Annotated in this window: 7 protein-coding genes and 1 pseudogene; 3 read left to right on the forward strand and 5 right to left on the reverse strand. The window is 48.8% G+C overall.

The genetic code is table 11. The features are described from left to right. Positions 1-35: 35 nt before the first annotated feature. From OB236_RS33600 to OB236_RS33610, 3 genes are all read right to left on the reverse strand, one after another. Entirely contained in the window at positions 36-1,415 is a 1,380-nt protein-coding gene (locus OB236_RS33600) for an ABC transporter substrate-binding protein (protein ID WP_262687939.1), read from the reverse strand. A 65-nt stretch (positions 1,416-1,480) separates the two neighbouring features. After that, the gene (locus tag OB236_RS33605; protein WP_262687940.1) at positions 1,481-2,311 is read right to left on the reverse strand and encodes a carbohydrate ABC transporter permease; all 831 of its coding nucleotides are present in this window, start codon (positions 2,309-2,311) and stop codon (positions 1,481-1,483) included. A 4-nt stretch (positions 2,312-2,315) separates the two neighbouring features. After that, positions 2,316-3,269, reverse strand: coding sequence for a carbohydrate ABC transporter permease (locus tag OB236_RS33610; protein ID WP_262687942.1), 954 nt, complete (start codon positions 3,267-3,269; stop codon positions 2,316-2,318). A 190-nt stretch (positions 3,270-3,459) separates the two neighbouring features. On the opposite strand from OB236_RS33610, the pseudogene OB236_RS33615 reads away from it, so the two are divergent. After that, positions 3,460-4,037 (forward strand): annotated as a pseudogene (locus OB236_RS33615) (histidine phosphatase family protein). Positions 4,038-4,125: 88 nt separating this feature from the next. Next, positions 4,126-5,778, forward strand: coding sequence for a glutamine--tRNA ligase/YqeY domain fusion protein (locus tag OB236_RS33620; RefSeq protein WP_262687943.1), 1,653 nt, complete (start codon positions 4,126-4,128; stop codon positions 5,776-5,778). 167 nt (positions 5,779-5,945) lie between these two features. Here OB236_RS33620 and OB236_RS33625 read toward each other — a convergent pair whose 3' ends face one another. Continuing rightward, positions 5,946-7,043, reverse strand: coding sequence for a CdaR family transcriptional regulator (locus OB236_RS33625; RefSeq protein ID WP_262687944.1), 1,098 nt, complete (start codon positions 7,041-7,043; stop codon positions 5,946-5,948). A 181-nt stretch (positions 7,044-7,224) separates the two neighbouring features. On the opposite strand from OB236_RS33625, the gene OB236_RS33630 reads away from it, so the two are divergent. Then, entirely contained in the window at positions 7,225-8,367 is a 1,143-nt protein-coding gene (locus OB236_RS33630) for a glycerate kinase family protein (protein ID WP_262687945.1), read from the forward strand. Positions 8,368-8,517: 150 nt separating this feature from the next. Here OB236_RS33630 and OB236_RS33635 read toward each other — a convergent pair whose 3' ends face one another. Beyond that, a complete protein-coding gene (locus tag OB236_RS33635; protein WP_262687946.1) occupies positions 8,518-12,363 on the reverse strand; it encodes a S8 family serine peptidase in 3,846 nt (1,281 codons plus the stop codon). Between the last annotated feature and the right edge of the window lie 107 nt (positions 12,364-12,470).

The following is a 12,470-nucleotide window of genomic DNA, read 5'->3' on the forward strand; positions in this document are numbered from 1 at the left end:
CCTTAATTGCTGAGCATGGCCGGAAAAGAAGCAGACTATTTTTTAATACTCTTATCGTATTCCGCTTTGGCCTTCTCCATCGCGCTGGCCCATCCATCGAGGAAGGCTTCCGCCGTCATGGACCCGGACATCACCTTCTGGAAGTTAGGCTCCAGTGTCTGAGCCAGGATGCTGCTGTAATCGGGTAGGTAGATCGGTACGTCCAGCACGACCGTATCTTTATCGGCCATGACCTTGGCACCGTCCTGGATATGCTGTGATTTCTTCACATAGTCGCTTTGCAGCGCATCTGCATGGATTGGCATTTGTCCGATTTTTTCATTCCAATAGGCTTGCGATTCACTGGAAAGGATGAATTTGAAAAATTCCCACGTTTCTTCCGGATGCTTGCTGTTTTTGAAAATTCCGTAGCCGTTAGCGCTTGGGGCTACTATAGTTTTGCCAGTGCTGGATTTGGGCAGGATCGTCGCTGCGAATTTGCCTTCACCAATCGATTGCACATGGTTGTTGTAGGAACCAAAATTATGCTGAACAATGGCAGCTGTTCCGGTATCGAACGTAGCGACCATTTCCTTGTAGGCGTTCGTAATATCGCTCGTTGGTGTATATTTCTTATACATGCCCACATATTTTTTGAGGAATTCAAGGTTCTTCGGATCGTTGACCGTTGCTTTACCCTTATCGTTAAAATAACGCTCCACACCGGAATAGGCGTACATCGCGGTTGTCAGCTGGTTAATACTGCCTACACCGCCGCGAATCGTATAACCGAACCGGTTCTTGCTGGCATCGGTCAGCTTCTCGACATCCTTGAAATAGTCATCCCAGGTTGTAGGCGGATTCAGTCCGGCTTCTTTAATCCAGTCACTCCGGTACCAGAACACATCCATATACATCGTGCCGGGAATTTGATACAGCTTTTTGTCAGGTACCAGAGTACGGTTGTAATCGATCAAACTCTTGGTGATTTTATCTTTGTCACTCCATTTATCGAAGTAAGGGTCGAGGGCAAGCAGTACCCCCTTGGCGGCAAAGTCAGAAATCCATATATTATTGACGCCAGCGATATCCGGTGTATCGTTGGAGGCGATAGCGACATCGTATTTCTGTTTGGCTGAGGTGCTGGGAATCCCGACGTATTCGACGGTGATGTTTGGGTTTTTAGCTTGAAAGCGCTTAATTATTTCCTGCAAATAAGGTGTTCGGTCCGGCCCGGCGTTCTCATCCCAGAAGGTGATCTTCACATTGTCAGCGGGCTTGGCCGGATCGGCTGGTTTGGCGGTGTCCGCAGGCTTGCTGCTGGCTGGAGTGCTGGCAGTACCACTATTCGCCGCAGTATCGCCACTCCCGCAGCCTGTCAAAACGGAGAAACCAATTGCCCCCAAAGTAAGCATCGAAGTCATTTTTTTTAACATGCGATCCACATCTCCCTTTCAATCTCCTACATGTATGCTAATCCCCGAGGGAAATTAGTTCAAGCTTAACCTTTGACGGCACCAGAGCCCATGCCCTGAACGAGATATTTTTGTACAAAAGCGAACAAAATGACGGCAGGCAGTAAAGAAATCAAGCTTCCGGCTGCAAGTGCACCGTAGTGGATATCGAATTCCCCCTGCATATACCTTAAACCGACTGGCAGTGTGAACAAGGCAGGCTTGCTGATAAACATCAGAGCGAACAGAAACTCATTCCAGGCACTGATGAAGGTGAACACGGTCGTGGCCACAATACCCGGCAGCAGGATGGGGAAGATCACGAGGAAGATCGCTTTTAACCGGCTGCAGCCATCTACCATTGCCGCTTCCTCCAACGCCTCGGGAATATTGCTGATAAACCCACTCATGAGCAGTGAATTGAACGGAAGCTGGAACGTGCTGTACGTAATAATGAGAGCGAACAGGCTGCTTGTCAGCCCGAGCTGCTTGAAAATCATGAATAATGGAATGAGCAGCATAGCGCCAGGCACAAATTGTGTACAGAGCAGCATGATCATAAAGGCACCCTTGCCTTTGAACGTAAACCGGCTGATCGCGTAGCCTACCAGTACTGAGCAGATCAGTACGATGATGACGGTCATGGCTGAGACGAACACGCTGTTTTTGAAAAAAACCGAGAAGCCGACATTGTTCCAGGCGACGAAATAATTTTCAAAGGTAACATGCTCCGGCCAATAACGGATCGGCAAACGAGTGATTTCGCCTTCCTGTTTCAGGGAGGTGACTACAGCCCAATAGAGGGGGAATAGGGTGAATACCATCGCTGCGAGCAGTGGCAGTCTTAATACGAATAAACGGTCCAAGCTTTTTAGCATCTGTCTAGCCCTCCTTGCCAAAACGACTCAATTTCAGATAACCCATAGCAAACACAAGCAGAATAAGAAAGCTGATGACGGTCAGTGCAGAGCCGTATCCGAAGTTTTGCGCAACAATCGCCTGATTGGCCACGTACATGGTCAGTGTTGTTGTTGCATTAGCCGGACCGCCGCCGGTCATCGTGAAGATCAAATCGACATTGTTAAATTCCCAGACCGCACGCAGGAGTGTGGAGAGGATAATTGAATTTTTGAGAAAAGGAATCGTAATGTGGATGAACGACTTCCATCTCCCTGCACCATCGACAGTTGCCGACTCGTACAAATCCTGAGGAATTGTCTGCAATGCGGCCAGCATCGTGATCGTGAAGAAGGGGATTCCCCGCCATAGCTCGGTAATAATAATCGCCGGGAAGACGGTATTGATATCCGCCAGCCAGGCAAAGTTCTTATCAATGAACCCAAGCTTGATAAACAGGCTGTTAATCAGTCCCATGTGCTCGTTGAACAGCAGCGACCACATGGTGGAGGTAATGACCCCGGAGACTGCCCAAGGCATGATCGCAATGGAGCGGAACAGTCCGCGCATGGCAAATGTCTGTGTCAGCAGCAGAGCAATCAGCAATCCGAACAGGAGTTGAAATACGACCTCGATGGTCACCCATTTAAAAGATATGAGCAGGCTCGAAGCGAACAGCTCATCGGTAGTGAAGATGGCCTTGAAATTGTCCAAGCCGATAAAGCCATTATAATAAGGCTTGGCTGGGTTAAAATTCTGAAAGCTGTAATAAAATACATTCGCCATCGGGTAAAACAGAAAGCCCATAATGAGCAGTACGGCGGGGGCAATCAGTAAATAGGGCATCCAATAGGTGCGAGGCCGTTTCTTTCGATGCCGCAAGTGCTGGTTTGCTGCGGTGGTCGGCAGCTTGTCAGTGTAGGTGGAATCGGTACTCATCAGGTTCCTCTCTTTCAGTAAGCTTTGATGTGTGATGAACAGTTTGGGTATGTAGTTACTATAGAGGTAATTCCCTTTATCTGGAATCCAAAATCTTTTTCGCTTTGTTAAATATCTTTTCATCTTTATAATAAATAGTAATCAAAAGCACTTATTTCAGCTGAGGTTGAATACGAGAGGAGACCCCCTTATGAATACGACGATTTATTGGGTACGGCACGCCAAGTCACCCTTTTCCCTCGAAAATGAGCGGCTGCGTGAATTGTCACCCGATGGCATGACGGCTGCGGAGTGTGTAACTGAAATTTTGGTGCAGGAGCAGCTGGAGGCTGTAGTGTCCAGTCCGTACACACGCGCCGTTCAAACAGTGGAGGGTGCCGCGGCGAAGCTTGGCTTACCCATTGAGCTGGAAGAAAATTTGCGTGAGCGACCACTGGCGAGTCTGGATCACGTTATTGAGGATCAGGATTTTATGGCTGCCATAGAGCGCGCCTTCACCGATCCTGATTATGCGCTGCCTGGCGGGGAATGGAAGCCTTGCAGCGCGTGATTGATCGTCATCAGGGGAAGCGAATTGCCATCGGTACCCACGGGAACATTATGACGATCCTGATGAGTCATTGGGACAAAGAAGCTTATGGCTTGGCGTTTTGGAAGCAGACCTCGATGCCTGATATTTATAAAATGACCTTGGATGAACAGCAGCAGTTGGTGGCCGTAAGTCGCTTATGGCCTGTCAATCAACAGATTTCCCCAATAAATTCATAGATTCATAGATTCAAGCATTATATTTCTCAGCGTTTTTGTGTATGATAGGGTATAAAACTAAACTACTGCATGAGAAAGGTTGATTGTATTGGAGAATCCGTCTGTTTCATCCCATTTTATTAAAAACATTGTCATTGACGACTTACAATCCGGTAAAGTCAACCATGTCGTGACACGTTTTCCGCCGGAGCCGAACGGTTATTTGCACATTGGACATGCCAAATCGATCTGCCTTAATTTTGAGCTGGCTGACGATTTCAAGGGTCGCACGAACCTTCGTTTTGACGATACGAATCCTCTTAAAGAGGATACTGAATATGTGGAAGCGATCAAAGAGGATGTCCGCTGGCTCGGCTTTGAGTGGGACGGGTTGTTTTTTGCTTCCGATTATTTTGAAGAGATGTATGAGCGGGCCGTACTGCTGATCCGTAAAGGAAAGGCATATATCGACGATCAATCGGCGGAGGAAATCCGTTTAACCCGCGGAAGCTTGACACAGCCGGGCCAAAACAGTCCGCATCGTGATCGCAGCGTGGAAGAGAACCTCGATCTGTTTGCGCGTATGCGGAGCGGTGAGTTCAAGGACGGCGATAAAATTTTGCGTGCCAAAATCGACATGAGCTCGCCTAACATCAATTTGCGAGACCCTGCGCTATACCGGATTTCCCACACAACCCATCACAATACGGGGGATGCATGGTGCATTTACCCGATGTATGCTTTTGCTCATCCACTCGAGGATGCGATTGAGGGTGTGACTCATTCGATCTGTACACTGGAATTTGAGGATCAACGTCCGTTCTATGATTGGGTCATTGCGGAATGCGAAATGGAGCATCAACCGAAGCAGTATGAATTCGCGCGGCTCAATATAACGAATACGGTCATGAGCAAAAGATTCCTGAAGCAGCTGGTCGATGAAAAGATTGTGGACGGCTGGGACGATCCGCGGATGCCTACCATTAGCGGTCTGCGCCGCAAGGGCTATACACCTGAGGCGATTCGCAGCTTTGTGCGCGAGGCGGGCGTAGCCAAAAGCAACAGTACGGTAGATGAGCGGATGCTGGAGCATTTTATACGTGAGGATTTGAAGCTCAAATCTCCAAGAACGATGGCTGTGCTGCGTCCTCTGAAGGTGATCATCACGAACTACCCGGAAGGTCAGGTCGAGATGCTGGAGGCGGAAAACAACTCGGAGAATCCGGAGATGGGCAATCGCGAGATTCCGTTCTCACGGGAAATCTATATCGAGCAGGACGACTTTATGGAGACACCGCCCAACAAATATTTCCGGCTGTTTCCCGGCAATGAAGTGCGCCTGAAAAATGCTTATTTTATCAAATGCCACGATTTTGTTAAGGATGAGCAGGGCAATGTGACAGAAATTCACTGCACCTACGATATTGAGACGAAGAGCGGCAGCGGGTTTACCGGACGCAAGGTCAAGGGGACGATTCATTGGGTCGAAGCCAGTCAGGCGCTGCCTGCTGAATTCCGTCTGTATGAGCCGCTTATTTTGGATGAGGAAAAAGGCGACAGTGACTCGTTCATGGAGCATATTAATCCGAATTCTCTGGAAGTGCTCCAAGGCTTTGTAGAGTCCAATATGAGCTCGGCGCAGCCTCAGGACAAATTCCAATTTTTCCGCCATGGCTACTTCAACGTCGATACCAAACGTTCTGAACCGGGCAAGCCTGTGTTTAACCGGATTGTATCGCTAAAAAGCTCGTTTGTCGTGTAGGATGAGTGAAGCCAGAATAAGCTGGCACATAGGTATGAATATGAACCGACGGTCCCTTTAACGGGTGATCGTCGGTTTTTCTTGTAGTGGTCAGCCGTGGATTAACAAAGGTTGTATGGCGCTCGGCGTCGTGGTGGGGCATAAGGATGCGGTTTACACAAACAAGTCTATTCCTTTGTTTTCTTTGCATCATAAATCCATATCGCCATTTGGAGCGCCGTGGCGTCCTGAAAGTTCTGTGGGTCGTATCCGGTCAGCTCTTTGATTCGTTTGAGCCGATAGATCAATGTGTTTCGGTGCACGAATAAGGCTTGTGCGGCTTCCTGGATATTCAGATTGCAATCAAAAAAAATCTGGAGCGTTCGTACCGATTGCTCGGATATATCGGGAAAAATCCGGTTCACGAACCTTTGTTTCACGTCAGCATCAGAAGTGTGAACAATGGTTTGCGGCTCCATCCCCGCATAGTTATTCCATGGAACCGCAGGACTGCCATGCCGCAGAGCCGCCTCTGCTTCTTGATAAGCGATGTGAACAGCAGTGAGCTCGGATACCTGCAAGGAACAGCCGATTTGAACCTGCTGCCTGGACGGCTTTAATTCGGTAGAGAGCCGTTCCAGCATGGCATTCATGCGGGTTTCATTCATCGTAGAGAGCAGAATAAACAGCCGATGCGTGTCCAATACGCCGACCAGTGTTTGTGTGCCACCAAGCCGATCCTCGATGGCTGCGGCAAGTGGGTCATTATAGGACAAGGTAAACTCCGTTCGCACGATAATCACAGTAAATGGTGGTTGCAGCTGTAGGCGCAGCAACTGTAAGCGCTCGTCCACTTTATGGGCATCAAAATCTGCCTGGATTAACGTCTCAATTACGATTTCCTTCGTGCGGTTGCGCCATTCCTTCTCGGACAGCAGGAAGGCTTGATTCAGCATCAGCTCTGTCGTCATCTTGACCAATGCTCCAAGCTCGGAAACCTCATCCGCTTGTCCTGTAATGCCGATAACTCCAACGATATGCTGGTGAAACCAAACCGGTATATTAATCCCGCACTGGCTGCCCTTCCACAGCTCCTTATTCGCTTCATTAATCAATAACGGTTTGCCGGAACGAATGGCCTCAATAGCTCCCATATGCCGCTCTCCCAGCCTTGACAGGTCACCAGAGGCGATAATTCGTCCATCTGTATCCATGATATTGATATTTCGGTGCAGCCGCTCCATTGTCTCCCGGACAATATGCTCAGCCATTTCACGAGTTAGCAACGTCCAACCTCCTATGCACAAAAAAAAGCCTGGATATGAAACTTTTTTTATCGTTTGTAACTGAATATTTCTAGTTTCCCATCCTTTATAATGAGAATGAAAGCAGTAAGCTGAAATCAGCATTGTTGTACTCCATATATGTATTATAGACGAATAAACCTGTAGGAAGGTGGATCATCCCATGAAAATTATTATTGCCCCCGATTCGTTCAAAGGCAGCATTAGTGCGAGTAACGCGGCCCAAGCGATAGAACGTGGCATCAAACGATATATGCCGCATGCACAAACCATCCTGGTACCTGTAGCTGATGGTGGGGAAGGCACGCTGGATTGCCTTATTGCCGCAGCTGGAGGCGTCAAAATGTCAGCCACGGTAACAGGACCGCTCGGAGCTCCCGTGACTGCCGAGTATGGATTATTGGAGCCGGATCAAACCGCCGTCATCGAAATGGCGACAGCCTCCGGTCTTTATCTGATCCCATCTGAGGAGCGCAACCCGCTTCTGGCGACAACTTATGGTACCGGTGAGCTGATTCGTCATGCCCTAGATGCCGGATGCCGCAGCTTTCTGTTGGCGCTTGGAGGCAGCGCTACGAATGATGGTGGTGCCGGAATGCTGCAGGCTCTTGGCATGAGGCTGTTGGACTCAGAAGGCAATTCTGTAGGCTATGGTGGCGGTACTCTGGACCGGATTGCCTCGATCGATGATAGCAATTGGGATCCCAGAATAGCTGAATCTCGTTTTCTGATCGCATCCGATGTGCAAAATCCGTTTATCGGGCCGGACGGTGCCTCGCGTGTATTCGGACCACAAAAAGGCGCCAGCCCTGAAATGGTGGAGCAGCTGGAGTTGAATCTGACGGCATGGGCGGATATCATCGCAATCAAAACGGGCAAGCGTGTGCATCAGTTACCGGGAGCCGGAGCGGCTGGTGGCATTAGCGGCGCATTCCTCGCGTTTTTTCCTGCCTCGATCAAACGGGGCATCGATATTGTCATCGAATACTCGCATCTGCGAGATCATTTACAGGCCGCTGATTTGGTTATTACCGGCGAAGGGCAAATTGATTTTCAGACAGCCTCCGGGAAAACACCCATGGGTATCGCGCAGGAAGCGCACAAATTAGGTGTTCCGACCATTTGCCTGGCGGGCTCGGTAGGCCGGGGTATCGAGGCTTTGTATGAGGTGGGTATTACGAGCGTTCACAGTATCGTGACGGGCCCTATGACCCTGCAGGAAGCTATGAGCCGAGCGTCTGAATTGCTGGAGCTAACTGCAGAGCAGGTGGTTCGTACCTTCCATGCATCCGCACAAAAGGATTAGCAGCCCTACGTATCATACCTCATCCATATACAATGAAATTATTATTTCTAGAATAAGTAAAACAACCTCCAAAACCACTGTGAAAGTGGGAATTGGAGGTTGTTTTGTATCTCAATATTGCATTGTGTATTGTGGGGACTTAATTACTGATTATTTGCCTGTTAAATCAAGCAGACGTTTGATAACAACTGCGGCTTCAGCACGACTGGCTGTATCTGAAGGTTTAAACGTGCCATCTGGAAATCCACTCAAAAGACCCACCCCACTAGCAAGTTGAACACTGCTCCGCGCCCAACTGCCAGTTTGGTTGTCGTCGGTGAACTTGACCTCCTGTGTAGTAGTGATTTCACTCACTGGTTTACCTGTTCCTTTGCTGTAGGCTCTGATGATCATCACCGCCATCTGCTCGCGGGAAATGAGCTGGTTAGGTGCAAAGGTCGTGGCATCCAAGCCTTCAATGATTCCGGCGTCATAAGCGTGATAAACCACATCGTTGAACCAGTCACCAGACTTCACATCCTGAAACGTCCCCGCGCTCTGTGACGTTTGGAGGCCAAGCGTTCTGACGAGCAGTGCTGCGAATTCGGCACGGGTCAGCTTTTGTTCCGGGCCGAATGTCTGGTTGGTAATTCCCGTTACAATAGTTTTTGACGCTAACAGCTCAACCTCGCTTTTAGCCCAATGTGTGGTCATGTCCGTGAACGTTTTATTGTTTTCGAATACCACATATTGTGAGAAGTGATTCGTAGAGAAAGTAAAGCTGCCATCAGCTGCAGCCTTCCCGCCTACATAATCCCAGCTTTGCTTGGCTTCATTAAAGGTGAACACCCCAACCTTGGGTAGCTGTACGTCCTGAGGGAGGTCAACCTTCCATTGGATGGAGAGTGGCTTGGTAAATACATGGATCGGCAGAGCACCGAGGGTCAGGCTGAAATCATAGACCGAAGAAATGTCTCTCGCCTGATTCGGTTTCTTGCTTAAAGCAGTCGTCCCCGTGGTCGGGATTACACTGAATGTAACGACAGCACTGCCGTCAGTGGCAGGAACAGCTCCTGGCGGGAGTTGAAACAACTGACGTCCAGTATCGATAACGATCGATTTATTTTTTTCGGTGGCGAGCATCAGGATAGAGGCATCAAATTCAATCTGCAGCCCAGTACCCGTATTAGATGTTTTGGCATCAATCGTGACTTGGGTAGACGCTGAAGACTCCAGTTCCTTTTTCAATTGCTCATTGGGAGCCTTCACTACAACGACAGCAGATGCACTCGTGTCGGTAGTAGTAGTTGTTCCACCCGTTGTAGGGATTATGCCAAATCCACCGCCACCGCCGCCACCACCACCGGCTATACCTGTGTTTGTCGCAACAGGACGAATCAAGGAGAACGTATAGGTTTTGGTATCGCCAGTCACCGCGTTTACGGTAGCTGTGAATGACGTATCGCCGGAATTCAATTGGACAACCCCCGAATTGCCTGCAGCCATTACCGTATCGTTCAATTTCACCGTAGCTGTGGATACCATCGGCTCCAGGTTGACGGTAATTTGGGTTGAGGTTGAACTGACCGCCGCTTGGTAGCTGGTCTGCTCTGGATTAAATGTAGGACTGATCGGAATCCCGCCGTCCAGTACGACACTTTTCAGCATACTGCCTAAAGATCCGCTCAATCGGATAATATTAAATGTATAGACACGTATCGTACCGTTAGGAGCTGTCACTTTAACTTGACGTGAATTGCTTCCGACCTGGAACGGTACGGTATTCCTGACTATAAGGCCACTGGCAACGGGTGTGCTGTCGATGACCATGGTAGAAGCTTTATTTTCCAATAGCGCTCCAAATCCGATGCTCGTAACCGAGTTATCGACATAAAGCGTGTAATTAAGGGTATCTCTGCTGAACTGCGGAGTTATAGACCCGGAATCATAATAGATGGAGCTGATATAGTTATTTGAAGGCAAGTATTTTCGGTAAATGGACACGGTGTAGTTTTGGGTCGTGAGATTTTCCGCTGTCACCGTAATCGTAATCGAGTTGTAACCCTCCTTAAGGGTTACGGTGCTTGAACCTTCTGCTGCACCTAATGCTTGACCGTTGATGCTGATTTTGGCGGCAGTTGAGTTTGCGGCTGCACTGACCTGAATGGACGTTACCGAATTCTCCTGATCCGATATTTCATAATAGCCACGTTCTGCCTGAAATGCAGGGGATAAAGCGATTTGCCCCTGATTCAAGCTGAGCGCTTTAAGGCTGCTATCTCCGGAAGGCAGCATGGCTTTGGAATAGAGCGGACTCGACGGTACATACAGCTGATTGCTTGCTGCTGATTGCTGCACGGCGCTCACGCTGTACAATTGATTATTCAGTGGCAGTTCCAGCCCGACGAAGGTGGTGCCTCCAGATAGCGAAACCTCGCGGTCAAGTGAAGGCACTGGAATCCATTGTCCGGTATTTGATTCATACTGGTTTACTTTCAACAGTACGCTGCCTGCCGAAGCAGAATGAATCGAGGCATTCACATTACCATTGTAATCGGTAGCATTAATGGTAACAGGCATATACGTATACGTATTCGTAGCCACAGTAGGCTGTGATGGCTGAAGGTACTTCAGTTCAAGTCGTGGTGTAGTGAACGCACGCACACCATCAATCAGGCCATTTCCATAAATATCATCCCTGCCGGGCACACCCAAGTCGGTTGCGGTGTTTATAATAATGGTTTGAATTTGATCTGCATTCAGCTTTGGATTGGCTGCCTTCAGCATAGCTGCTAAGCCGGTGACATAGGGAGTTGCCATGGAGGTACCGCTTTTCATATCGTTGGCTCCACCGGGCACTGTGCTGTATATGTTTACACCTGATGCGACAACCTTAAGCTCGGGACCTGTATTGGTGAAGTATGCATACCTATAGGCTCCTGTGTTGTTATTCGTAATATCGTCAGTTTCAGGTTCATCAATCGCACCGACACTGATTACACCAGGATAAGCAGCCGGATAAGCCACTGGAGCATGAACACCAGTTGCATGATTACTTTCATTACCGGAGGCAGCAACGACAACCGCACCTTTTTTCTGTGCATACTGAATGGCATCCTGCAAATAAGGATCGATGCTATCGCCGCCCAGGCTTAAATTAATAACACTGGCTCCGCGATCGGCAGCTTCGATAATGCCCAGTCCAATCGAACGGGAGTTGCCTGTACCCTTGGCATTGGTCACTTTAATCGGAAGGATGCGGACACCGCCGGCAACTCCTGCAATTCCAATGCCGTTGTTCGTAATGGCAGCAGCAATTCCTGCTACATGAGTGCCATGACCGTTATCATCATTCGCGTTCGCTGTCGGGAGGGATGGGTTAACGAAGTTAGCTCCCCGTTCAAGGCTGTCTTTAAGATCGGGGTGGTTCAAATCTACCCCGGAGTCGACAATGGCAATTATAATGTTTTTGCGCTTCTCTTCCGAAACCATTTCCCAAAGCGGGTCAAGATGGGATGCCTTGATGCCCCACTGCTGGGACAGCAGATCATTCGCATATACAGCGGAAGAGACGCTGGGTGCTGATAGCCTATACACGTACACGGGCTGCGCATATTCCACATCAGGATTGCTATGCAGCTCTTTGATCGTCTGCCATACATTAGAGCCTGTAGGCAGTTCTAGTCTGACCGCACCGATACTGGCATCGGTTTCCATGGATTGAGTCGAAATCTGCGGTGATGCCTGGGAAGGAGAATGGGCAGATGGGCTTCCTTTTTTATACTTCACGAGTACTTGGTCGGGCAGCATTGCTGCTTTATCGGTGACGGCAGTATACATGGAGTTGGCATTCAAATCGCTTGATGATCTTAGGGATGATTGTGCTGTCGTGCTGTCTGCAGCCCATGCCAAGCTGGGAGTCGTCTCTGTATCATACGATTGAGCATGAACAGGTGGGATACTCCAAATGCCCAACAACAGTAGTGCCGATAACGCGACATTTATGATCTTCTTCAAAATAACGCCTCCTAGGCTAATTTGTAAGTTTTACCTTACAAATAAAGGTATATATAGGTAATTTCTATAGATGACAATGGAATCCTGCATCAGTGCCCAAATAAGCT

This window comes from Paenibacillus baimaensis (genome assembly GCF_025567575.1).